This window comes from Staphylococcus sp. FSL W8-0774 (genome assembly GCF_038006785.1).
In the GTDB taxonomy this organism is placed as follows: domain Bacteria; phylum Bacillota; class Bacilli; order Staphylococcales; family Staphylococcaceae; genus Staphylococcus; species Staphylococcus pasteuri.
Window position 1 is genome coordinate 1,704,369 of sequence record NZ_JBBOVW010000001.1, and the last position, 25,774, is coordinate 1,730,142.

The 25,774-nt window shown below is 32.0% G+C and carries 24 protein-coding genes; 6 read left to right on the top strand and 18 right to left on the bottom strand.

The genetic code is table 11. The features are described from left to right. Positions 1 to 46: 46 nt before the first annotated feature. The 3 genes from NSQ15_RS08270 to NSQ15_RS08280 form a co-directional block, all read right to left on the bottom strand. Positions 47 to 3,499, bottom strand: a complete 3,453-nt coding sequence (locus NSQ15_RS08270; protein WP_046466560.1) for a pyruvate carboxylase — start codon at positions 3,497 to 3,499, stop codon at positions 47 to 49. 319 nt (positions 3,500 to 3,818) lie between these two features. Further along, positions 3,819 to 5,042 (bottom strand): cell division peptidoglycan polymerase FtsW, encoded by a 1,224-nt coding sequence (ftsW, locus tag NSQ15_RS08275; RefSeq protein ID WP_340747091.1) that lies wholly within the window; start codon positions 5,040 to 5,042, stop codon positions 3,819 to 3,821. Positions 5,043 to 5,352: 310 nt separating this feature from the next. Next, entirely contained in the window at positions 5,353 to 5,628 is a 276-nt protein-coding gene (locus tag NSQ15_RS08280; protein ID WP_017637677.1) for a YlaN family protein, read from the bottom strand. Between the two features lie 147 nt (positions 5,629 to 5,775). Here NSQ15_RS08280 and NSQ15_RS08285 point away from each other — a divergent pair, with 147 nt between their 5' ends. Together NSQ15_RS08285 and NSQ15_RS08290 are read left to right on the top strand one after the other, a co-directional pair. Further along, positions 5,776 to 6,258: a hypothetical protein gene (locus tag NSQ15_RS08285; protein ID WP_017637678.1), complete on the top strand. Its 483-nt coding sequence runs from the start codon at positions 5,776 to 5,778 to the stop codon at positions 6,256 to 6,258. Then, positions 6,259 to 6,438 (top strand): DUF2197 domain-containing protein, encoded by a 180-nt coding sequence (locus NSQ15_RS08290; protein ID WP_217193828.1) that lies wholly within the window; start codon positions 6,259 to 6,261, stop codon positions 6,436 to 6,438. 80 nt (positions 6,439 to 6,518) lie between these two features. Here the strand turns inward: NSQ15_RS08290 and typA are convergent, their stop codons facing one another. Next, complete coding sequence (typA, locus tag NSQ15_RS08295) at positions 6,519 to 8,366, bottom strand: translational GTPase TypA (protein ID WP_017637680.1); 1,848 nt, start codon at positions 8,364 to 8,366, stop codon at positions 6,519 to 6,521. Between the two features lie 99 nt (positions 8,367 to 8,465). Here typA and NSQ15_RS08300 point away from each other — a divergent pair, with 99 nt between their 5' ends. Continuing rightward, the gene (locus tag NSQ15_RS08300) at positions 8,466 to 8,657 is read left to right on the top strand and encodes a DUF5325 family protein (protein WP_070452779.1); all 192 of its coding nucleotides are present in this window, start codon (positions 8,466 to 8,468) and stop codon (positions 8,655 to 8,657) included. 153 nt (positions 8,658 to 8,810) lie between these two features. On the opposite strand, the gene NSQ15_RS08305 is transcribed toward NSQ15_RS08300, so the two are convergent. Further along, a complete protein-coding gene (locus tag NSQ15_RS08305; RefSeq protein WP_154835124.1) occupies positions 8,811 to 9,629 on the bottom strand; it encodes an inositol monophosphatase family protein in 819 nt (272 codons plus the stop codon). A 166-nt stretch (positions 9,630 to 9,795) separates the two neighbouring features. Between NSQ15_RS08305 and NSQ15_RS08310 the strand changes: the two genes are divergently transcribed. Next, the gene (locus tag NSQ15_RS08310) at positions 9,796 to 10,410 is read left to right on the top strand and encodes a YktB family protein (RefSeq protein WP_017637683.1); all 615 of its coding nucleotides are present in this window, start codon (positions 9,796 to 9,798) and stop codon (positions 10,408 to 10,410) included. A gap of 137 nt (positions 10,411 to 10,547) precedes the next feature. Next, on the top strand, positions 10,548 to 11,894 hold the full coding sequence (locus NSQ15_RS08315; protein WP_340747092.1) for an Nramp family divalent metal transporter: 1,347 nt from the start codon (positions 10,548 to 10,550) through the stop codon (positions 11,892 to 11,894). Between the two features lie 154 nt (positions 11,895 to 12,048). Here the strand turns inward: NSQ15_RS08315 and NSQ15_RS08320 are convergent, their stop codons facing one another. The 13 genes from NSQ15_RS08320 to NSQ15_RS08380 all read right to left on the bottom strand — a co-directional run bounded on the left by NSQ15_RS08320 (position 12,049) and on the right by NSQ15_RS08380 (position 24,478). After that, positions 12,049 to 12,552 (bottom strand): DUF4064 domain-containing protein, encoded by a 504-nt coding sequence (locus tag NSQ15_RS08320; protein WP_017637685.1) that lies wholly within the window; start codon positions 12,550 to 12,552, stop codon positions 12,049 to 12,051. Between the two features lie 137 nt (positions 12,553 to 12,689). After that, entirely contained in the window at positions 12,690 to 13,823 is a 1,134-nt protein-coding gene (auxB, locus tag NSQ15_RS08325; RefSeq protein WP_017637686.1) for a lipoteichoic acid stability factor AuxB, read from the bottom strand. A gap of 72 nt (positions 13,824 to 13,895) precedes the next feature. Further along, positions 13,896 to 14,969, bottom strand: coding sequence for an ABC transporter substrate-binding protein (locus tag NSQ15_RS08330; RefSeq protein ID WP_029055524.1), 1,074 nt, complete (start codon positions 14,967 to 14,969; stop codon positions 13,896 to 13,898). Further along, positions 14,966 to 15,778 (bottom strand): ABC transporter permease, encoded by an 813-nt coding sequence (locus NSQ15_RS08335; protein WP_070452787.1) that lies wholly within the window; start codon positions 15,776 to 15,778, stop codon positions 14,966 to 14,968. Before NSQ15_RS08335 ends, NSQ15_RS08330 begins: the two co-directional genes overlap by 4 nt. Before the next feature lie 5 nt (positions 15,779 to 15,783). Beyond that, a complete protein-coding gene (locus tag NSQ15_RS08340) occupies positions 15,784 to 16,587 on the bottom strand; it encodes an ABC transporter permease (protein WP_017637689.1) in 804 nt (267 codons plus the stop codon). Next, positions 16,580 to 17,674, bottom strand: coding sequence for an ABC transporter ATP-binding protein (locus NSQ15_RS08345; RefSeq protein WP_070452789.1), 1,095 nt, complete (start codon positions 17,672 to 17,674; stop codon positions 16,580 to 16,582). Before NSQ15_RS08345 ends, NSQ15_RS08340 begins: the two co-directional genes overlap by 8 nt. A gap of 13 nt (positions 17,675 to 17,687) precedes the next feature. Then, complete coding sequence (locus NSQ15_RS08350; RefSeq protein ID WP_017637691.1) at positions 17,688 to 18,227, bottom strand: helix-turn-helix domain-containing protein; 540 nt, start codon at positions 18,225 to 18,227, stop codon at positions 17,688 to 17,690. Positions 18,228 to 18,355: 128 nt separating this feature from the next. Continuing rightward, positions 18,356 to 18,631 carry a UPF0223 family protein gene (locus NSQ15_RS08355; protein ID WP_017637692.1) on the bottom strand — a complete coding sequence of 92 codons (276 nt, stop codon included), beginning with the start codon at positions 18,629 to 18,631 and terminating at the stop codon, positions 18,356 to 18,358. A gap of 166 nt (positions 18,632 to 18,797) precedes the next feature. After that, complete coding sequence (lpdA, locus tag NSQ15_RS08360) at positions 18,798 to 20,204, bottom strand: dihydrolipoyl dehydrogenase (protein WP_017637693.1); 1,407 nt, start codon at positions 20,202 to 20,204, stop codon at positions 18,798 to 18,800. Between the two features lie 4 nt (positions 20,205 to 20,208). Further along, positions 20,209 to 21,522: a dihydrolipoamide acetyltransferase family protein gene (locus tag NSQ15_RS08365; RefSeq protein WP_070452792.1), complete on the bottom strand. Its 1,314-nt coding sequence runs from the start codon at positions 21,520 to 21,522 to the stop codon at positions 20,209 to 20,211. A gap of 63 nt (positions 21,523 to 21,585) precedes the next feature. Further along, positions 21,586 to 22,563: an alpha-ketoacid dehydrogenase subunit beta gene (locus NSQ15_RS08370; protein ID WP_070452795.1), complete on the bottom strand. Its 978-nt coding sequence runs from the start codon at positions 22,561 to 22,563 to the stop codon at positions 21,586 to 21,588. Between the two features lie 3 nt (positions 22,564 to 22,566). Next, positions 22,567 to 23,679, bottom strand: a complete 1,113-nt coding sequence (pdhA, locus tag NSQ15_RS08375; protein WP_017637696.1) for a pyruvate dehydrogenase (acetyl-transferring) E1 component subunit alpha — start codon at positions 23,677 to 23,679, stop codon at positions 22,567 to 22,569. Positions 23,680 to 23,851: 172 nt separating this feature from the next. Further along, complete coding sequence (locus tag NSQ15_RS08380; protein WP_340747093.1) at positions 23,852 to 24,478, bottom strand: YkyA family protein; 627 nt, start codon at positions 24,476 to 24,478, stop codon at positions 23,852 to 23,854. A 311-nt stretch (positions 24,479 to 24,789) separates the two neighbouring features. On the opposite strand from NSQ15_RS08380, the gene def reads away from it, so the two are divergent. Beyond that, a complete protein-coding gene (def, locus tag NSQ15_RS08385) occupies positions 24,790 to 25,341 on the top strand; it encodes a peptide deformylase (protein WP_017637698.1) in 552 nt (183 codons plus the stop codon). Positions 25,342 to 25,774: the final 433 nt, after the last annotated feature.

Here is a 25,774-nt window from a genome sequence, read left to right on the forward strand (position 1 = left end):
CCGAAACATTCTTGAATATTGAATGTTTCGGCTTTTTTAATATTTATTAAGATGGATCTTTTTCTAATTCAATTAATAAATCTCCTGTAGCTATAGCATCTCCATTCGATACTGTGATTTGTTTTATAGTACCGTCAAATGGTGCTTGTACCGTTGTTTCCATTTTCATTGCTTCTGTAATGAGTAAAGCTTGATTTGCTTTCACTTTATCTCCAACAGCTACCTTCACTTCTGTGACAGAACCTGGCATTTGTGCCCCAATATGATTTGGATTGGTTTTGTCTGCTTTTGGTTTTACATTTACATTAGCTTTTACACTTTCATCTTTAATATAAATGCGTCTTGCTTGTCCATTCATTGCATAGTAAATTGTTCGTTGCCCATTTTCATCGGGTTCGCTAATTGTTTCTAGTTTAATAATCAATCGTTTACCAGTATCAATTTCTATTTCAACTGTTTCACCGTTTCTCATACCGAATAAAAATGTTGGTGTATCTAACAATGATAGGTCCCCAAATTGTTCCTTAGTAGCAATAAATTGTTTATAGACTTTAGGATATAGGACATAGCTAATGATATCTTGTTCTGTTACTTCTGTATTTTGAATGTTTGCTAATTCTTTTCTGACTTCTTCAAAATCAACAGATTCTAAATATTCTCCAGGTCTATTTTCCAATGGCTTTTGACCTTTAAGTATGACTTTTTGCAACTGTGGATTAAATCCATTTACTGGTTGCCCAATTTCTCCTTTAAAGAAGGATACTACAGATTCTGGGAAATCTAATTTATGTCCTTGATTAATGATATCATCTTCATTTAAATCATTTTGAACCATGAATAGTGCCATATCTCCTACTACTTTAGAAGAAGGTGTTACTTTAACGATATCTCCAAATAGGAAATTAACACGACGATACATATCTTTTACTTCATCAAAACGTTCACCTAGACCAAGACTTTTAGCTTGTTGGCTTAGATTAGAATATTGTCCACCTGGCATTTCGTGTTGATATATTTCTGTATTCGGTGACTTAATATCACTTTCAAAATCTGTATAATATGGACGAACTGTAGCCCAGTAATGACTAATTTCTTCAAGTCCTTCTATATCTGTTCTCAAGTTACGTGGGAATCCATTTAACGCATAATACAATGAATTGGCACTTGGTTGACTTGTCAAACCACTCATTGATGCTACAGCAGTATCAATAATATCTACGCCAGCATCTATCGCTTGTTTATATGTTAGTAAACCATTGCCACTTGTATCATGAGTATGCAAATGTATAGGTAAATTAACCGCTGCACGTAAATGACCGATTAGTTCATATGCTGCTTTCGGTTTTAATAATCCTGCCATATCTTTAATAGCTAAAATATGGAAACCTTCTCTTTCTAATTCTTTAGCTAATTTGACATAATAATCAAGTGTATAAATATTTGATCTTTCTGAGTTTAAAATATCACCAGTATAACAAATTGTTCCTTCAGAAATTTTACCAGCTTGTTGTACCGCTTCATTCGCTACTTTCATTTGATCAATCCAGTTTAAAGAATCAAAAATTCTAAAAACATCGACACCAGCTTCTGCACTTTCTTTTACAAATTTTTGTATTACATTATCTGGATAATTTTTATATCCTACTGCATTTGAAGCACGTAATAACATTTGGAATAAAACATTGGGAATAGCTTTACGTAGACGTTCTAGACGTTCCCATGGATTTTCTTTCAGGAAATTATACGCTACATCAAATGTAGCACCGCCCCACATTTCTAATGAAAAACTATCTTTAAATACTTCTGCAGTTTTAGATGCAATATTTAACATATCTTTTGTTCTTACTCGAGTAGCTAATAAAGACTGATGTGCATCTCTGAAAGTAGTATCTGTAATGAGTACATCATCTTGTTCTCGTACCCATTTCGCTACTCCGTTTGGACCTTGTTGATCTAGTAACTGTTTCGTTCCTGAAAATGTATCTACCTTTGCTTGTGATACTTTAGGAATAGAAGCCGTTTCATATAACGGTTTAGGTCGCTTTTCAACATTAGGAAATCCATTAATTGTTACATTCCCAATATATTCAAGTGTCTTTGTTCCTCTATCTAATGTTGGTTGAATGTTAAATAATTCTGGTGTTTCTTCTATAAATTTAGTAGTATAATCTCCACTTCTAAACTGGTCATTTCTCATAACATTAATTAAAAATGGAATATTGGTTTTAACCCCACGAATTCTCATTTCTCTTAAAGAACGTTCCATCTTTTCTTCTGCTTGTTTAAATGACATAGCATGTGTAGATAGTTTTACTAATAAAGAATCATAATACGGTGATATTTCGGCACCTTGGAAACCATCACCTGCATCTAATCGTACACCAAAGCCTCCACTTGATCGATATGCAATAATGGTTCCTGAATCAGGCATAAAGTCATTTAAAGGATCTTCAGTAGTAATACGACATTGAATTGCATATCCTAATGTTTGAATATCTTCTTGCTTTGGCATACCAACTTCTTGGCTAAATAATTCGCCACCGTCTGCAACTAATATTTGCGTTTTAACGATATCTATTCCAGTTATCATCTCAGTTATCGTATGTTCTACTTGCACACGAGGGTTAACTTCAATAAAGTAAAATTCATTCCCAGACACTAAAAATTCGACCGTTCCTGCATTAACGTAATTAATATGTGACATCAATTGGATTGCCGCATCACATATTTCTAAGCGTAATGATTCAGGTAACCCTACAGAAGGTGCTACCTCCACTACCTTTTGATGACGTCTTTGAACCGAACAATCACGTTCATATAAATGAACAAGATTACCATATTCATCACCGATAACTTGTACTTCTATATGTTTAGGATTATCGATGTAGCGTTCGATATAAATTTCGCTATTACCAAATGATTTTTCAGCTTCTGATTTAGCGCGATGAAATGCATCTTCTAATTCACTGGCTTCACGAACAATTCGCATTCCTTTACCGCCACCGCCACTTGTAGCCTTAATCATTAACGGATATCCAGCCTGACTTGCAAAGGCCTTTGCCGCTTCAAAGCTTTCAATAGGTCCATCTGTACCTGGTATCACAGGTAAGTTAGCTTTAAGTGCAGTTGTTCTTGCTTTAACTTTATCACCAAACATATCTAAGTGTTCTAGATGAGGTCCAATAAATTTAATGCCTTCTTCAGCACATCTACGTGCAAATTGTTCATTTTCACTTAAAAAACCGTATCCTGGATGTATAGCATCAACATTTGCTCTTTTAGCTACTTCTATAATTCTTTCGATATTTAAATAACTTTCTGCTGGTCCTAAATCACTACCTACTAAATAAGATTCATCTGCCTTATATCTATGTAATGATGATTTATCCTCATTAGAATAAATTGCTACTGTACTAATATTCAACTCTGCTGCTGCCCTAAAAATTCTGATAGCAATTTCACCACGATTGGCTACTAATAACTTCTTGATGTGTTTCAAGAGTAAAAACACCCCTTTTAAATATTTAGAATTTTCTAACTACTTATATATTAAAATTTTATCCTATATAGCAATTATTTTCTATAGTTAATATATATTAGTCATAATTCTTTAACTTAAGTGTCATAAAACCAAAACAAATTATTTTATTTTAATGATTCACTTATAATCAAATAAACTTATCATTAACAATAACTTTATATTATCATTATGTTGAAAGTATTTCCAGTTTAAAATAATTTACAAATAAAAAAGCTAATCCCTTACCTTTAGAAAATTCACTGTACAGAATTTCACTAAAGAGAGATTAGCTAAATAGTTATTGATAACGACGTCTAATATCGATTTTTCGTTGTTTACTTCTAATTTCATCCATTTTAATTTGTTTTGCAGTAATTAAGAGTAATCCCATTGCTATACTTAAACTAATCATAGCCGAACCACCAAAACTAATAAACGGTAATGGTACACCTGTTAATGGAATTGTTGCTGATATACCACCTAAGTTTACAAATGTTTGGCTTCCGATATAACTAGCAATTCCTACACATACTAATTTATAAAAATATGAATTCGTTTTATTAGCTAGTTGGAATGCACGGTAAACAATGAAAAATTCTAGTAGGATGACAAATAAACCACCTACAAGTCCTAATTCCTCACATATAACCGCAAATATAAAATCGGTATGTGGTTCTGGTAAGTAGCCAAGTTTCATAATACTATTTCCAAGTCCCCGACCAAATAATCCACCATTACCTATAGCCATAAGTGAGTTAGATATATGGTAACCTGTACCAGCTTCTGCATTAAATGGATTAGTTAAGGTACTAAATCTAGCTTCAAGGTAACTTGGTAATAATCCTAAAGCAAGCACTAAAATGGATATCACTATACCTGCAATGGCTACCATAATACCGTATTTCAAAAGATTTTGTACGCCTATACCAGCGTAAAAAATTATTGAAAAGAAAATAATTAAAATTAATAATGTTTGCCCCACGTCTCTTTGTAAAAGTACTAGCGCAACACAGCTTGAAACTAAAATAATCGGTGCTGCAATAAGTTTAATTTTATTTCGTACTTGAGGCATTTTCTTCTCTATCATAAACGGTAAGTATAAGATGATAGCAATTTTTAATAACTCTGACGCTTGTAAATTCATAAATCCTAAATTGATCCAACTTTTTGAACCATTAATATTTTTACCAATTACAAGTGTTATTAATAACAAAGCGAATATACCTATCATCATCCACTTTTGAACATTAGGCTTTTTCAATATCTTTACATTCATTATAAATGCCATAAAAAAGACTATAACAAAACTCATAATGACGTAAAGTAACTGTCTCGTATAGAAATATGTACCGGATACTTCAGCGCCACCTGTTAATGTACCTTTAGTAGCAGCCACCATGCTGGCACTATAAACCATAACTAAACCAATTAAACATAGAATCACATATGTGACTAACAATGGATAATCGATAAATTTAGATGTTTTCCCAATATACCGCATTATATTTTTAAAGTTTTTCATATATCAGTTCATCCAATTCAATGTTTTTAAGATTTGTTTAAAGGGAATTAATCGAATATTAATCATTCCCACAAACCTATCTTTTTTATTATAAACTTCTTATGTATCACAAAACAAATATAAACATAATGATTTTACAAAAAGATAAAATGACTGAGAAAATATCAATTATGATACTATCTCAGCCACCATTTATACAATGTGTAAGTTGCATTTCACGTTTATATCAAAATGAATTCAAACTATGTTATATCTATACAAATTTGAATTAATATAAATAATAACGTTAGATTAAATCAAATCTATAAAATTAAACATTTGTAAAAGCTTCGTGTAGTTTTGAAAGTTCTTTTTCAAGTCTTAACATAAGTTCTTTGCCGACTTCTTTGTCAACTAGCCCTAGTTGTACAGCAAAATCTACTTCTTTTTGAAGACCGAACATTTGTGTATCTAAAACTTCTTCATAAAGCGGACAAGAAGGTACTGTTAGGTTATCCATTTGAACTTTGATTAGCTGTAAAATTCTATCAGCATCTTTGTTCAATTGCTCATATGCCGCATTATTTAATTTCGACTGATTAGCCATGACACACACTCCCCCTATCATTTCATTAAATATCTTCAATACTTAAAATTTTATCTTACTAAATGTTAAAAAGCAAGTATCTTTAAAATAAGTATAACCTATTTTATGATAAAATAATATGAGATAAAAATTTAGGGAGTGGGCAAGATGATTCAAATTAAAGGTGCGGTAAAATTTCCCATCACATTAGATAGTACAACTTGGATATTTGACGATCGAAAGGTAAGTATTGAAGACTTAGAAAAAGGTGTCTTTGACGGTACTAAACCAGTTCGATTTGAAGACAATAGAGAATGGAATCGTGCTATTCTTGAAGGACAAACTAATCCGCCAACGCTTAATTCTGAAATAAAATATAAAAAACGTTCTGTTTTAGAAGGTTCATTTGTGATTAACATGACACCATTCTTTAAAACAGCAGAACCACAATCAAACGCAACTGCAATTAAATTATTTAATGATGAAGATTCAGTTGAAGTTCCATTAGATTTATTACCATACTTATTCTTCCAATTTGCTAAAGATGGAAAACGTATGTATGACGATAATTCAGTTGATAGTTTTGTATACGATACAGAAAATGGATACAGCTACGAATTTAAGTATGTAAAATATATTGAGGTGATTTAATTGGTTCCTGTTAAATGTATCATTTGTGATACTACAGTTCATATTGATGAAAACACTGTAGAAGCAAAACGGCTTAGAAACAACCCTATTCGTACTTTTATGTGTGATGATTGTAAAAGTCGCTTCGATACACCTAAACAACCTCAACCTTTTACGTATCACGATTCAAAAGAAAATTAACATAATAAAACCACTCGCTAGTTGTATTATCAACTAGCGAGTGGTTTTTTTGCTTATATTTTATTCATGTTAATTAAAAATTATTCTTCATCAGACATCATTTGTTTAACACGTTTAGCTTCTTTTTCACGAACTGATTTATTTAAAATTTTCTTTCTCAAACGAATACTTTCAGGAGTTACCTCTACTAATTCATCATCATTAATAAATTGTAAAGCCTCTTCAAGCGTTAAAATACGTGGGCGATTCATTGTTTGAGTTTGGTCTTTAGTTGCTGAACGTACGTTAGTTTGATGTTTTGTTTTTGTGATATTAACTGTTAAGTCATTTTCACGGTTATGTTCACCAACAATCATACCTTCATAAACTTCAGTACCTGGTTCCATAAAGTTAGTACCACGGTCCTCTAGACCTAAAATAGCATAAGTACTAGCAGTTCCTTGATCCATTGAAATTAATGCACCATTTCTTCTGCCACCAATTTTTGCTTTAATACGAGGTCTAAATTCTTCAAATGTATGGTTAATAATTCCATAACCACGAGTCATTGACATAAATTCAGTAGTGTAACCAATCATACCACGTGCAGGTACCATAAAGATTAGACGAGTTAAACCATTATCTGTTGTCATCATGTCTAACATTTCACCTTTACGTGTACCTAAAGATTCGATTACTGCACCAGAATTTTCTTGAGGCACTTCACATTGAACTCTTTCAAATGGTTCACACATCACGCCATCTACTTCTTTAAGAATTACTTGAGGTTTAGAAACTTGTAATTCATAACCTTCACGACGCATATTTTCAATTAGGATTGATAAATGTAACTCACCACGACCCGCAACGATCCATGCATCAGGTGAATCTGTAGGTGTTACTTTTAATGATACATCTGTTTCAAGTTGTTGATCTAAACGTTCTTGAATTTGGCGCGCTGTTACAAAGTCACCTTCACGACCAGCAAATGGTGAATTATTGACTCTGAATGTCATTTCAAGTGTTGGCTCATCAATACGTAATACTGGTAATGCATCTTGGTGATCATGTGGTGTTACTGTTTCACCAACGTTAATGTCTTCCATACCAGATACTGCGATTAAGTCACCAGCTTGTGCTTCTTCAATTTCTTCACGTTTTAATCCAAAGTAACCAAAGATTTTAGTTACGCGGAAGTTTTTAATAGTGCCATCTAATTTAATAAGTGATACGTTGTCACCAACACGCATTTTACCTCTAAATACTCGGCCAATACCGATACGACCAACGTAATCATTATAGTCTAATAATGCTACTTGGAATTGTAATGGTTCATCACTGTTATCTATTGGTGCTGGTACGTAATCAATGATTGTTTCGTATAGTGATTGCATGTTTTCATCTTGTTGTTCAGAATTTAAACTTGCAGTTCCGTTAACAGCTGAAGCATATACAACTGGGAAATCAAGTTGTTCATCATTTGCTTCTAATTCAATAAATAAATCTAACACTTCATCAACTACACCTTCTGGTCTTGCTGATGGTTTATCAATTTTATTTACTACTACAACTGGTTTTAAATTTTGTTCTAATGCTTTTTTAAGTACAAAACGTGTTTGAGGCATAGTACCTTCATATGCATCTACAACTAAGACTACGCCATCAACCATTTTCATGATACGTTCAACTTCGCCACCAAAGTCAGCATGTCCTGGCGTATCTAAAATGTTAATTCTTGTTCCTTTATAGTCTACCGCAGTATTTTTCGCTAATATCGTAATACCACGTTCTCTTTCTAAGTCATTAGAGTCCATAGCACGATCGTCAACATGTTCATTCTCTCTAAAGATTCCTGATTGTTTCAATAATTCATCAACTAACGTCGTTTTACCATGGTCAACGTGCGCAATAATTGCTATATTACGTACATCTTCTCTTATATTCGTCATATTATAAATTTCCTTTCTTAAGTAAACTCCCACTTTTAATTACAACTTTTTTATTATATCATAGATTAGAGAAAAAATAAGTAAAAGGTGGGGTATGGGATGCAACAAAAAAAATCTAAAGGCATATTTTGGGTATTCTCAATTTTAGCTGTAATCTTTTTATTGCTTTTTAGTTTTAGTGTTGGTGCTGCAAATGTTCCAATGATGATTTTAACATTTATATTACTCGTTGCAACATTTGGTGTCGGTTTCACAGTAAAAAAGAAATATCGTGAAAATAATTGGTTATAAATGATATAACCCCTTAAAAACGAATTAAAACTTCTTTTAACACGAATTCACCATCATTTAATTTTATTTTAACAATATATTTTCAAAATAAAATTGTAAAAGTCCATGGAGGCATTAGAGTCTTCCATGGACTTATTTTTATCATTGTAGGTATTATCGACCAAATCTTCTTTTATGATGTTTTCGTAACGTTTCTTCAAACTCATTTAAATAATTATTTAATAGTTCATCGTGTAATGAAGGATTTGCCATAACAATAGAATTGGGTTGGTTAATTGTTAAAGCGTCACCAAGTAAATTAGTACCTTTACCGCCTACTTCATTAAGTATCATTAAACCGCCAGCATAATCCCACGGTTGTAGTCTTGGCGTTACATAAGCGTCTAATTGCCCTTTTGCTACACTAACAATTTCTAGCGCTGCACTACCATATGCTCTAGCACTTCGAGCATCATCAACAATTGGTGTAAATATAGGCCCCATAATAGGTTTAGTTAACCAATTAGGATTAATACCAATAATACTTGTTTTTAATTGCGTAGATTTTAATTTTTCCAATGGATGATTATTCTCATAAGCACCTTCACCAACTTTAGTATGATACAAAATATCTCTCATTACGTCATATACAAATCCAGCGTATGATTGACCTTCGTGGTAAATACCAATAGAAATCGCAAAATTTTCTTGTTGATGAACAAAATTTAAAGTGCCATCAATTGGATCAACGACCCAAACCACACCATTGATATCTTTTAAATCGTGACCATGACCTTCTTCACCTATCACTTTGTGTTCCGGATAATTTTGGTGAATCATTTCAAATATATAATCTTCTGTTGCTTTATCTACGTTAGTCACTAAGTCGTTAGGGTTGGATTTGGTTTCTATATTTAAATCCTCTTTCATCATTAAACGGACTTTGTTACCCGCTTCTAAAACTAATCCTTTAGCAAAATCGTAAAGTGCCATGGTATCATCTCCTATTAATATCTATTATACACGATAACTATCCCTTTTTTATAATGTTAGATTCCCCTTTTTACATGAAATTATGTATAAAATTGAAACTACAATTTAGAATTTCTAGTCATGGTTATGCTACAATAACTTTAATTATTACCCTAGGAGGCAAGTTATGACAAAATATACATTTACACCTGAAAATTTTAAAGCCTTTGACGTAGATGGTCTTGATGAACGTATGGAAGCACTTAATGAACATGTTAGACCTCAACTTCATCAATTAGGTGATTATTTCACAGAGTATTTTAGTACTCAAACTGGGGAAACATTCTATCCTCACGTCGCAAAACATGCCAGAAGAAGTGTTAACCCACCTAAAGATACCTGGGTTGCATTTGCTCCAAACAAACGTGGTTACAAAATGCTGCCCCACTTTCAAATTGGATTATTTAGAGACCAATTATTTGTAATGTTTGGTGTTATGCATGAAGCTAAAGACAAAGCTGAACGTGTTAAAACATTTGATAAGCATTTCGACACATTAAGACATCTCCCTTCAGATTATAGTGTGTGTCTTGACCATATGAAACCAGAAAAACCACTAATTAAAGATTTTACAGATGATCAATTACATGAAGCCATAGACCGCGTTAAAAATGTTAAAAAAGGTGAATTTTTCGTTGCTAGAGCAATCTCACCTGACGATAATCGTTTAACGTCTGACAAATCATTTATTCAATTTGTAGAAGAAACATTTGACCAGTTTTTAAAATTCTATCACGCATAATAATTTGTTATAAAATACCTGATACATTGAAATGATGTCCGGGTATTTTTTAATAGTGTAAAATATTTTTAGGTTGACCTAAAAATATAATTAGGTTAATATATCATTATGATTTTACATTAGAGGTGATTTAATTTATGAATAAGCAATCAGACAATCATGAACATCAAAAAAGCTTAGAAGAAATTAATAATACGATAGATTTTGACTACAAAAGTAATGCCAGTCAAAAACTATTAGCTTTTATTGGACCAGGTCTATTAGTTGCTGTTGGATATATGGATCCTGGCAACTGGATTACTTCAATGCAGGGTGGCGCACAATTCGGTTATACACTGCTATTTGTCATTTTGATTTCTAGTCTAGCTGCTATGTTGTTACAAAGTATGACTGTTAGATTAGGGATAGCCACAGGGAAAGATTTGGCTCAAATGACACGCCACTATTTATCTAAGCCTGTTGCTGTTATTTTTTGGATAATTGCAGAACTAGCTATTATCGCGACAGATATTGCTGAAGTAATCGGAAGTGCCATTTCACTTAATTTATTATTCAATATTCCATTAATTGTTGGTGCACTAATTACAGTATGTGATGTGTTTATACTTTTATTTATGATGAAATTTGGTTTTAGAAAAATTGAAGCTATTGTAGGTACACTTATCTTTACAGTATTAGCTATCTTTATATTCGAAGTTTATATATCATCACCTAATGTCATTAACTTATTAAATGGATTTTTACCTCATAAAGAAATTGTTACTAATCAAGGTATTTTATATATTGCTTTAGGTATTATTGGTGCAACAATTATGCCACATAATCTTTATTTACATTCTTCAATCGTTCAATCAAGAAAGTATGATAGAAATAATAATGATGATAAAGCTCAAGCAATCAAATATGCAACAATTGACTCAAACATCCAATTGTCAATTGCATTTGTAATTAACTGCTTATTATTAACTTTGGGCGCTGCTTTATTCTTTGGCTCAAATGCAGATGAATTAGGTGGATTTTATGATTTATATCATGCATTAAAAACTCAACCATTACTTGGTGCAACATTAGGTGGTGTTATGAGCACATTATTCGCGGTAGCACTCCTTGCTTCAGGGCAAAATTCAACAATCACTGGTACTTTAGCAGGTCAAATAGTAATGGAAGGTTTCTTAAGATTCCGATTACCAAATTGGCTTCGTCGATTAATTACAAGATCACTAGCAATTATTCCAGTTATTATTTGCTTAATTATTTTTAATGGCAATGAAGCTAAAATTGAACAATTACTAGTATTTTCACAAGTATTCTTAAGTATTGCATTACCATTTACATTAATACCATTACAATTAGCGACAAGTAATGAAAAATTAATGGGTCCATTTATTAATAAAAGATGGGTAAATGTGATTTCTTGGTCACTTATTATTATCTTAAGTATTTTGAATGTTTATCTTATTATTCAAACATTCCAAGAATTGTAAATGAAGCTAACAATATTCACTGAGATTAAATATAAACAAAACAACCTTTTGAGATTATTTGAAAATCCCAAAAGGTTGTTTTACTTTACGATATTTTATGAAGTTGCTCCATATTTTAATTCATTCAATCAATAGTTATTACAATATATTTTGTCTAATAAGTATATGGTTTTTTGCTTTGTTGACGTTCTTTTAATTCTTCTTCTGGATTCCACTCTTGTCTCTTGGTTGAATCATCATAAGAATTATTATTTTGGAATTGATTAGTTGGTCCTTGTTTATCTGATTTCGCAAGTAGCATGATACCAGAAATTAACCATAATACCATCGCAATAATATTAGTTGCCATAATACCAACAATTGCAGCTGCAATTAATAAACTAGCGCCTAATTTACGTCTTCCTTTAACAGTTAGCGCACCAACAATTCCTAATATAGTAGAGAAAGCTAACACACCCATTGATAAAGCAATTGATGTTGCAAGCATGTCCATAGACATATCTTGATTACTTCCCATCATTTTGCTTACCATTTCTTCATTTTGAGATGCACCGCTTCCTGACTTCATAGCGAAATAACCTACGATTACTAATAATAAATATAAACTACTCAATCCATTAGCAATCCAAGCTAAAATAAGTTCTGTTTTTCTTTTCATTTCGGTACCTCCTTAAATCCTTACCTTAATAATACTAAAAACTGTCTTTTCTTGCTAATTAATACACTAAAATTTTAATACTCTAGAAAAAAAGACCAAAAATGAATACTAAACTTTCATTTTTGGTCTTTAAATTATTATTTAGAGTTGTTTTCTTCATCAATATTTTGATTATCTTGCTTAACGTTATCTCTCATTTTTTGTTCAGTTTCACCGAACATTTGACGACGTTCTTCGTAATTCATTCTACGTTGATTTACAGCACTTGGTTGATTTTTACGTTTTTCTTTCATGCGTTGATTATATGCTTTACGCTTTTCTTTTTTCTTAGCACGAATTTCTGCTTTTTCTCTCTTTTGTTGAGCTTTTAGTTCTTTTGGATCAATATGAGGTTCATCATTATAATTATTTTGTGCTTCATCATATGCACTATCATTATAAGCCTCTGGATTAACTTGTGCTTCGTTATTAGAATTAGATTTCTTATTATACTTAGCTTGTCTAGATAATACTGTAGGTTCTTCTTCTTGTTCATCATCATCTGAACGATATTCACTTTCAACAGCACGCTTAGGAAATTGTTCATATTTATCATCATATGTTTCATTATTTTCTTCATTTTGTGCTGTAGCATCTTGAGTTGGTTCATATGCTTGTTCTTTACGTTCCATACTACGACGTGATGGTCGTCTACGTTGACTTGTTTTCTCAATTCTTTCTTCTTGTTCAGGTTCATATTGATGTGTATCTTGCTCTGGAACTTCATTATAAGGTTGGTAACCATAACCGTTATTATAATTTGGTACGACTTCTACCTTGTTCTTTCTTACAAACATCATAATTGCTATGATGAAGAATAAAATTGGAATAATTAAAGTTACAACAAGTAACACTAATGGTATCGTAATGATTGCTGATAATAAGAATAAAAATCCAGATAAAATTCTAATATTCATAGATATTAATGCTAAAAATGAAATCAGTAAACAAACAATGAAATACACTATAATAGCCCATACACCATTTTGTAACCAAATTACAAATTGCGTAGTACTTAAACTATTATTTGCCAACATTTGTTGAATAAGGTCATTATTATTTAATGTATTCTCTAAGTTAGCAATTGATGTATCATTACTAAATGACACTAAAGCTATAAACATCGTGACAATTGTCAACACTAGTAAGAATACCCAACTAAGCCAACCTAATACTTTTTCTGTTAGTCGACTGACTGGACGTTTGATTTGAGTATATTGCTCTCCTGTCATTCGTTACAACTCCTTACTTTACTTATCAAGTTATTATATCGAAAATAACATAAAATAACTACCATTTTCATTCTACTTTAACGACATTTTAAAATTTAAAAAACTTTCGTTATATTCACTTAATGTATCTTGACCTAAATCTTGATAAACTTCTAAACGTTGTTGTTCCTTTTTATTAGGGTAAAATCTATGATCATTTTTAATATCATTTGGTAACATATTCCTTGCAGCTTTATTTGGTGTCGCATAGCCTACCCATTCGGTATTTTGTTTGTTGTTTTTTGCATCTAATAAGAAGTTCATAAATTTATATGCGCCCTCTTTATTTTGCGCTGTTTTTGGTATAACCATATTATCAAACCATAGATTAGACCCTTCTTTAGGAATAACGTAATTATATTTGTCACTTTCTTGTACTAATGGAGCAGCGACCCCACTCCAAACAACGGCCACATTACCTTCATTCTGTTGAAGCATCATTGTAATTTCATCACCTACGACACCTCTTACTTGTGGTGCTAAATTCTGTAAATCTGATTCAGTTTTTTTAATATGTTGTGGATTTTTATCATTCAAACTATATCCCAGTTTATTGAGACCCAAACCTATAATTTCTCGAGCACCATCTACTAAAAGTACTTCATTTTTATATTTTGGTTTATATAAATCTTTCCAACTATTAAAAGAATCATTTGGATACTTATCTTTATTATATAAAATGCCAACAGTACCAAAGAAATAAGGTAATGAATATTTATTATGGCGGTCATATGGCATGTTCATATAATCTGAATCTAAATTTTTAATATTAGGTATTTTTTTATGATCAAGTGGTTCTAAAAGATGTGCACGTTTTAATTTTTGTACTGTATATTCACTTGGAAACGCTACATCGTAATGCGTACCTCCGTTACGAATTTTTGCTTCCATAGCTTCATTAGAATCAAATGTTTCATATACTACTTGTATACCTGTTTCTTTTTCAAACTTTTTAATTAAACTTGGGTCAATGTATTCTCCCCAGTTATATACATAAATTTTCTGATTGGTATCTGTATTCTCTTTTGATTTAAACCAATGACTGACTGCTAAACATAAAGCACCAATAATGATAGAGATTAAAATTAATTGTAAAAATCGCTTCATGTATTCACACCTCGTTTCGTGTGTTTTTTACGTTGAACGATGTGCTGAATCACGTAATAACCAATGACACCTATCATTATAACGACAAATAATATTGTTGATATAGCATTAATTTCCATACTTATACCTTTACGAGCCATGGCATAGACTTCTACAGAAAGCACACTAAATCCGTTACCTGTTACGAAAAAGCTCACTGTGAAATCATCTAAGGAATACGTTAATGCCATAAAAAAGCCACCGATGATTGCAGGCATTATATTAGGTATCACAATACTACTCAATAGTTGTGATTCTGTAGCTCCTAAATCTCTAGCTGCATTCAACATACTATCATTCATTTCATATAATTGAGGTAATACAACGATAACAACTATCGGTATACAGAATGCAATATGTGATGCCAAAACTGTCCAAAAACCAAGTCCTAATCCAGTAAAATGACCTATAGCAGTGAACATAATTAAAAAAGAAGCACCAATTACAACGTCAGATGATACCATCAATACATTGTTTAAAGTTAATAAGGTTACTTTAAATTGTTTATTTCTTAAATAATAAATAGCAATTGCACCTAAAGTACCTATTAAAGTTGAGACAGCAGCTGCAATTAATGCGACTGCGACCGTATTAAAAATGACAGACATTAATTTATCATTTTGGAACAAGGTTTGATAGTGTTCTAATGTGAAATGTTCAAAATGAATCATATTACCTGCTGAATTAAATGAATATACCATCAAAAACAAAATAGGTATATATAACACAGCAATTAAAATACTTATATAAAGCTTGCCATACCATTTCACATTTCTCACCCTTTCCTATGATTAGATTTAGATTTTGTCATAATTAATATAAATGCCATGAAGATGATTAAGAATAATGCAATCGTAGATCCCATTCCATAGTTTTGAATAGTTAAAAATTGTTCTTCAATTGCTGTACCAATATTAATAACTTTATTACCTGCGATAAGACGAGTAATCATAAATAATGATAATGCTGGTATAAAGGTAACTTGTACACCTGTCATTACACCTTCTCTTGTTAATGGTACAATCACTTTTCTAAATGTCGTTAATGGACTGGCACCTAAATCACTAGATGCTTGTAGTAAATTATTAGGTATAGCTTTCATACTATTAAATATAGGCAGTATCATAAATGGGATATAGATATAACTAGCCACCACAATAAACGCACCTGCTGTAAATAACATGTTTATTGGAGATAAATGAAATATATTTAATAATTGATTAATTAACCCATCATGACTTAATAAACCAATAAATGCATATGTTTTTAATAATAGGTTAATCCAAGTTGGTATAATCATAATCATTAATAGTAAATTTTGATATTTTGATTGTGCAATATAGTAAGCAGCTGGATAACTTATCACGAGCGTTACAATTGTTATAATAGCTGCAAAAAGGATTGAATCAGTAAACATTTTTAAATAACTAAATGTAAAGATATGTTCATAGTTAGTAAAGCTAAAATGTCCTTGATTATCGAGAAAAGAATAATAAACAAGAAGTACCACTGGGATGATAATAAAAAGTACCATCCAAATTAAATATGGGATGAGTAATAAACGATTTGTATTACGCATTATCAACTTCCTCATAACTTTCAATTCGTTTATCAAATTCTTCTTCCGTTTCTCCAGGTACCATAATATGAATAGCTTCTGGTTCAAAATATAAACCAACTTCACTACCAACTTCTGCTTTACGTGTCGACTGAATTACCCACTCATATCCTTTTCTATCAACTACACAAATTTCGTAATGTACCCCTCTAAAAAGCATTGAATCAACTTTTACTTGGAATAAGCCTTTATCTGCTTCGATTAAAGAAATATCTTCAGGACGAATCACTACATCTACATTTTTATTTTCAGGAATTCCCATATCTACACATTCAAAATCTTGACCATAAATATTAACAACGAAATCTTCGACCATTCTTCCTTTTACAATATTAGATTCACCAATAAAATCTGCCACAAATCGATTGACTGGCTCATCATATATATCATTAGGTGTACCAAATTGTTGAATTTTACCATCTTTCATTACAAATATGTAATCACTTAAAGCCAAAGCTTCTTCTTGATCATGGGTTACGAAAATAAATGTGATACCCAATCTTGATTGCAATTCACGTAGTTCATATTGCATTTCAGTTCGTAATTTTAAATCTAAAGCGGATAATGATTCATCTAATAAAAGTATTTCTGGTTCGTTAACAATCGCTCGTGCTATAGCAACACGTTGCTTTTGACCACCACTCATACCATTGATATTGCGTTCTTCATATCCTGAAAGTTTTACTAATCGTAAAGCTTCTTCTACTTTATCTTTTATTGCAGATTTACTCATTTTCTTAAGTCGTAATCCATATGCGATATTATCATATACATTTAAGTGTGGAAATAATGCATAATCTTGGAATACTGTATTCACTTTTCGCTTATTTGGAGGTAACTTGCCGATTGGTTTATTTTGGTATATAACTTCACCTTTATCAGGATATTCGAATCCAGCTATTAATTTTAAAATCGTTGTTTTACCACATCCAGAAGGACCTAACAATGTATAAAAGTGTCCAGACTCTATATCAATATCAATTTCATTTAATATTTGAACGTCATCATATCCTTTACTTACTCCCTTAAATGATAATAATGGTGCCAATTTCTACAACTCCTTATAAATATGATGCTGTTGCAACAATTAATATTTTCACTTCTTCATGACTTTCATTAAATAGACGATGATCATCGTTCGCTTTAAAATAAAATACATCTTCTTTGTTAGCATGATAACAAGTATTACCTAATTGAAGTGTAACTTGACCTTGCAAGCAATAGATAAATGTATCAGATTCTGATGGATTAAATGTTTTATAAGACGCACCAGGTTTTAATGTTAATAAAAGTGGTTCCATTTCAAATTCATTAGATTTAGTTACTAACCAATTTAATATATAGCCCCTATCATATTCATCATAAATGACCTGATCTTTCTTTTTATAAATGACCTTTTGTTGTTCTGATTCCTTAAAGAAATCACTTGCTGAAGTACCCAAGACTTCTAAGATACTTAAAAATGTCTCCATACTTGGTGATGCATTTTGACTTTCTATTTGGGAAATATATCCTTTTGAAAGATCAGTTCTTTCTGCCAATTCTTCTTGAGTTAAATTTTTTATTTTCCTAAGATTCTTAAGTTTATAACCTATATCCATATTGAAACCACCTAAAAAAAGCTATATTAAGTTTACTTTTATCAAACATTTTGTTTAACGCTTAATAAAAATACCAAAATATAACTTTATAATCAATACTTTTTAAAATAAATGATTTGTATTATGGATTATGACTTTGCAGAAAAGACTTGTTGATCGGGATTTTTAGTCACTTCTTGAACAACTTTGTAGCTATTATATCCACTACTTTTTTCAAATTCTTTAAATATTTGTTTTTCTTCTGCTTTACCAGGGACTATTTGTTTAAAAGTTTTGTAAGCATTTTTGACATCTTCGCCTTTAACAGATGATTCGTAATAATTTTCAATTTGATTAAAGAAATGAATGACTGACATCATTTCCTCATTGTTCCAGTCTATATCTAAGGGATATTGATATTCCATGTTTTTTCACTCCAATATGTTTAATAGAATATATATTCAGTCTATCGAACAAGCATTTAACAAACAACTGATTTAATATTTTTAAACTAAGATTGTATATAGTTTTGACAACATAAAAAAACTGGCAACAATTATGTTGCCAGTCTCATTTAACTAATTCGTTAAATTACATTGTGTGGATTGGGTAACCAATCGCTTTTTCAGCTGCTTCCATTGACATTTCACCTAATGTTGGGTGAGCATGTACTGTTAAAGCAATATCTTCAGCGTTCATACCTGATTCAATTGCTAAACCTAATTCAGAAATAATATCTGATGCGCCAGTACCAACAACTTGAGCACCGATGATTGTGTCATCTTCTTTAAGTGTAATTAATTTAACAAAACCATTAGTATCATCTAAAGATAATGCACGGCCATTTGCAGCGTAAGGGAATTTAGAAGCTTTAATTGATAAACCTTCTTCTTTTGCTTGCGCTTCAGTATATCCAACTTGAGCTAATTCTGGCTCAGTGAAACATACTGCTGGCATACCAATGTAATCAACTTCTGCAGCTTGTCCATCAATAGCTTCTGCAGCAACTTTTGCTTCGTAGCTAGCTTTATGAGCAAGTGGTAAACCTGGAACGATATCTCCAATTGCGAAAATATTTTCGATTGAAGTACGGCTTTGTTTATCAACTTCTAATAAACCGCGTTCTCCGAATTTAAGACCTAATTCTTCTAAGCCTAATTCATCAGTGTTTGGACGACGTCCAACAGTTACTAATACATAATCAGCTTCGATTGTTTGTTCTTCACCTTTAGCTTCATAAGTAACTTTAACACCATTTTCAGTTTCTTCAGCTGATTTAGCCATAGCTTCAGTAACGATTTCGACACCTTTTTCTTTCATGCCTTTTTTAACTGGTTGTGTCATTTGTTTTTCAAAGCCGCCTAAAATATCTTTGGCACCTTCAAGAATTGTTACTTCTGAACCGAAGTTTGCAAATGCAGTACCAAGTTCTGAACCGATATAACCGCCACCAACTACAACTAATTTACCAGGTACTTCTTGTAAGTTTAACGCACCTGTTGAATCGATAACGCGTTTACCGAATTCAAAGTTAGGAATTTCAATTGGTCTAGAACCAGTTGCGATAATAGCATGTTTGAAATTGTAAGTTTGAGCACTTTTTTCATCCATAACACGTAAACTGTTATTATCTACAAAGTAAGCTTCGCCTTTAACGATTTCAACTTTATTACCTTTTAATAATCCTTCAACTCCACCAGTTAATTTGTTAACTACTGATGATTTGAATTCTTGAACTTTTTCATAGTTTAAAGAAACACTTTCAGCAATTACCCCTAAATTTTCTGAATGTTGTGCTTCAACAAAACGATGAGATGCGTGTAATAAAGCTTTAGAAGGAATACAACCAACGTTTAAGCAAACGCCGCCTAAATTACCTTTCTCAACGATTGTTACTTTTTGACCTAGTTGTGCTGCACGAATTGCTGCAACATAACCTCCAGGACCTGCTCCGATTACAATAGTATCTGTTTCAATTGGGAAATCTCCAACTACCATCTTTTTACCCCTCCATTAATAATAATTCTGGATTATTTAATAAACGTTTAATGTGATTCATAGCATTTTGTCCAGTTGCACCATCGATTTGTCTGTGGTCAAAGCTTAATGATAATGCAAGAACTGGAGCTGCTACAATTTCTCCATCTTTAACAATCGGTTTTTGAGCAATACGCCCAATTCCTAAGATAGCTACTTCTGGGTGATTAATAACTGGAGTGAACCATTGTCCACCAGCTGAACCGATATTACTGATTGTACATGTTGCACCTTTCATTTCATCAGAAGTTAATTTACCATCACGTGCTTTAACAGCTAGTTCATTAATTTCATCAGAAATTTGGAAAATAGATTTACGGTCAGCATGTTTAACAACAGGAACTAATAAACCTCTGTCTGTGTCTGCTGCAATACCAATATTCCAATAATGTTTGTGTACAATTTCGCCAGCTTCTTCATTAAATGAAGTATTAAGTGCTGGGTATTTTTTAAGTGCAGAAACAAGTGCTTTCACTACATATGGTAAGAAAGTAAGTTTTGTTCCTTGTTCAGCTGCAACTTCTTTGAATTTCTTACGGTGATCCCATAATTGTTGAACATCAATTTCATCCATTAATGTAACATGTGGCGCTGTATGTTTAGAATTAACCATAGCTTTGGCAATTGCTTTACGCATAGCTGGGATTTTTTCAGTTGTTTCTGGGAAATCGCCTTCTGGAACTGTTTGAGTTGCTGCAACGTTACTATCTTCTGAAGTAGCATCTGATGCTGCACTTTCATTAGATGTAGTTTGAGCTGATCCACCATTTAAGTATGCATCAACATCTTCTTTTGTAATACGTCCATTTTTACCTGAACCTGCAACTGCTTTAATATTCACGCCATTTTCACGTGCATATTTACGTACTGAAGGCATTGCTTTAATAGTTCTATTTTCATCAACTTCAACGTCTTGAGCATTAGTTGCTGCTGGTTGACTTTCTTGAGATGAAGCATTGTCTTCTTGAGGAGCTTCTTCTTTAGGTGCATCACTTGATGATTCATCACTGTGATGACCTTTAAATGTCATTTCTTCAGCATCTGGTGCGTCAATTTTAACGATGATATCACCAACAACTGCTACTGTACCCTCATCAACTAATACTTCTTCAATTGTACCACTAACTGGTGATGGAATTTCTACAACAGATTTATCATTTTGAACTTCTGCTAAGACATCATCTTCTTCAATTGTATCTCCAGCTTTTACAAACCATTTTACAATTTCACCTTCGTGGATACCTTCCCCGATGTCGGGTAATCTAAATTCAAATGCCACGGTCTTTTTCCTCCTAAGATTTTATAATAAAAATCACTATTTAATATAAATTTTATTCATTTATTAAAATTCTAAAGTTGCTTTTGCTTTTTCAACAATATCATTTTTATTTGGTAACCAAACATTCTCAGCTTGAGTAAATGGATATACTGTGTCAGCTGCTGCAACACGAGCGATTGGAGCTTCTAATGATAAAATTGTACGTTCAGCTAATTCAGCTGCTACTTGTGCACCAACACCTGCTTGACGTTGTGCTTCTTGTACAACTACTGCTCTATTTGTTTTTTCAACTGAAGCTACTAAAGTATCAATATCAATTGGTTGTACTGTACGTAAATCAATTACTTCAACAGAATAACCTTCTTTTTCTAACTCTTCAGCCGCTTTTAATGATTCTTGAACCATTGCGCCATAAGCGATTATAGTAATGTCGTTACCTTCTTTTTTAACATTAGCTTTTCCGATATCAATTGTATATTCTTCTTCAGGAACTTCTTCTCTGAATGAACGATATAATTTCATATGCTCTAAATATACTACTGGATCGTTACTTCTAATAGAAGAAAGTAATAAACCTTTAGCATCGTATGGACCTGAAGGGATAACAACTTTTAATCCAGGAGATTGAGCTAAAATACCTTCTAAGTTATCTGCGTGTAATTCAGGAGTATGCACACCGCCACCGAATGGGGTACGAATTGTTACAGGTGCAGTTTTAGAACCACCTGAACGGAAACGAGTACGTGCGATTTGTCCTGCTACAGAGTCAAATACTTCATATACGAATCCTAAGAATTGGATTTCCATTACTGGACGGAAACCTTCAATAGCTAAACCTAAAGCTAAACCGCCAATACCAGATTCTGCAAGTGGTGTATCGAATACACGATCTTCACCAAACTCTTTTTGTAAACCTTCAGTAACACGGAATACACCACCGTTAACACCAACGTCTTCACCGAAAACTAATACGTCTTCGTCTTTTTTAAGTTCAGTTTTAAGCGCATCATTAATCGCTTGAACCATTGTCATTTGTGCCATGGCTTACTTCGACTCCTTCTCTTTGTAAATTTCATATTGTTCTGCTAAGTTTTGAGGCATTTCTTCATACATGATTTCCATTAGAGAAGTAACAGTTTGTTTTTCTGTATTGTCAGCCTCTTTAATAGCTGCTTTGATGTCTGATTTAGCACGTTCAATAACTTCATTTTCTTTCTCTTCATTCCAAAGACCTTTGTTTTCCAAGAATTTTCTGAAACGTACTAATGGGTCTTTTTTCTCCCATTCTGCGTCTTCATCTGAAGTTCTGTAACGTGTAGGGTCGTCACCAGCCATAGTATGTGGACCATAACGATATGTCATAGTTTCGATTAATGTTGGACCTTCACCTGCAACTGCACGTTCACGAGCTTCTTTAGTAGCTTGATATACTGCTAACGCATCCATACCATCAACTTGGATACCAGGGATACCAACAGCAATAGCTTTTTGAGCTAATGAAGTTGCTGCAGTTTGTTTGCTACGTGGTGTTGAAATCGCGTAGTTATTGTTTTGAATAACAAAGATTGCTGGTGCTTTGTATGCTGAAGCAAAGTTAATACCTTCATAGAAGTCACCTTGAGATGAACCACCATCACCAGTATAAGTAATTGCAACTGCATTTTTTCCACGTTTTTTAAGACCGAATGCTACACCTGCTGTTTGAATATATTGAGCACCGATGATAATTTGTGGGCTTAATGCATTAACGCCTTCAGGGAATTGATTTCCTTTGAAGTGACCTCTTGAGAATAAGAAAGCTTCAGTTAAAGGTAAACCATGCCAAATAATTTGTGGCACATCACGATACCCTGGTAAAATAAAGTCTTCTTTTTCTAAAGCGTATTGAGAAGCTAATTGAGAAGCCTCTTGTCCTGCTGTAGGTGCATAGAAACCTAAACGACCTTGTCTATTTAAAGAAATAGAACGTTGGTCTAAAATACGTGTCCATACCATTCTTTCCATTAATTCTACTAATTCTTCGTCTGTTAAATCAGGTACTAAGTCTTCATTTACAACGTTACCATCTACGTCTAAAATTTGAACCATTTCAAATTTCGACTGTGTGTCATTTAGTACTTTTACCGCATCGAATTGGGCTTGTAACTTAGGAGCCATTCAATTCACCATACCTTTCCCATTTATAAATAGAAATTCATTTTATCCATAACAATTGTATCACAAATAAATAACCCTGTTAAACGATTTCATAAAGTTCTGTTTTATTATAAAAAGATACAGATGTGAGGACTGTACTAATACTTCCCCTACATCTGTATCAATCGTCAAATTATTTAAATTGATCTACGTCTTGTTTTTCCTTATTTACCTTGTTCATAGCTTTTGAATACGCTTTAAATTTCTTATTCATATCTTTGTAGGCTTTACTTAATTCTTTTGATTTTTCATCAACTTGTTCTTGTGTTGCACCATCTTTATTAATAAAACTAAACAGTGATTTTTCTTTACCTAAAGCTTTTTTGTAAGCCTTTGCATAGTCGCTATGTGTTTTATATTTATCTTTTATCGCTTTATCTAGTTCTTCAATTTCTTTTTTCTTATCTTTATTGTCTATATTATCAATGTGTGATTCTGCTTTTTTAAATTCTTTTTCAGACTCATTAAGCGCTTTTTCTTCTTTTTTAAATTCTTTTTCACGTTTTTCTGCATTTTCGACAATATCATCAGCAGCTTTCTCTCTAGTTTGCTGATCTTTATCATTAGCTTTTTTAAATAGCTTTTGTTTTTCTTCTTCTAACTTATTTATTTTTTTACTTACATCTGTAACTGGTTTTTCTTTATCAAAAGCATTTTGTACTTGATCGTCATATGCTTTAATTTCCTTTTTATCTGTAGTACATCCTGCTAACAAAACAGCCGATGTAGCTACTACTGCTATCGTTTTGTTAAATTTCATTTCTGTTTCCTCCTCAAAGTTGTACGCTTGTTATAATAAATAAATCTACATTATAAATCAACGAAATCGATATTATAAGCCGTCTAAACTATTCATGTATATAACGAGTATGCCTTTGTTTATATTATAATATAAAATTATTATACTATATAGTATCAGTGAGTTTTGAATTTACACCTTCTACTTATAGAAGTTTGTCGACTATGATGTTATTCTAACTTTTATTTAGTATTTCTACTAATAATCTAATTTACATCAATGTACTTCTACCTATCTAATTTGGTATATTTATATTAAGGAAGGTGTCAAACATGTTAACAATGAAAGATATAATAAGAGATGGTCATCCTACACTACGTGAAAAAGCTCAAGAATTAAGTTTCCCTTTATCTAATGAAGATAAAGAAACATTAAAAGCTATGCGTGAGTTTTTAATTAATAGTCAAGATGATGACATCGCTAATAAATATGGTTTACGCTCAGGCGTTGGTTTAGCAGCACCACAAATTAATGTCTCAAAAAGAATGATTGCAGTTTATTTACCTGATGATGGTAATGGGAAATCTTATGATTATATGTTAGTGAATCCAAAGGTAATGAGTTATAGTGTCCAAGAAGCTTATTTACCAACTGGTGAAGGATGTTTAAGTGTTGACGAATCAATTCCTGGATTGGTACATCGTCATAATAGAGTAACAATAAAAGCTCAAGACATCGAAGGTAATGATATTAAATTACGTTTAAAAGGTTACCCTGCTATCGTTTTCCAACATGAAATTGATCATTTAAATGGTGTAATGTTTTACGATCATATCGACGAAGCTAATCCTTTAACACCACATAATGATGCAGTAGAAGTTTAATATGAAATTTTAAAACTCGTAAGTATTATTTACTTACGAGTTTTTATTTCTGAACTTCTGTAAATATTATTACGAGTCTTAACTCCACTACTCCTCATTTTATGTATTTCTTCATCGTATCTAAATACCTGTCTATTATAATTTAAACGAATATCTAATAGTAAAAGTGGAACAATTCCATTTGAAAACTAGTCATTATTTAAATATTCTCGCTTAAAACACTTCTTATCACTTTACTTAAAGATAAAACTGCTTTATTTCTTCTTATACATCATGTAAAATATATATTAACTGAAAACTTAGTGAACTAATGCTATTTTTCAAAATTTGAACGACAATATTTCCCTGGAAAACATACTCGGTAGTGAAATTAAATAGAATCATTGTATATCTATTTAGATTGAGCTGGTATGTATTTTATTTTAAATAAGGA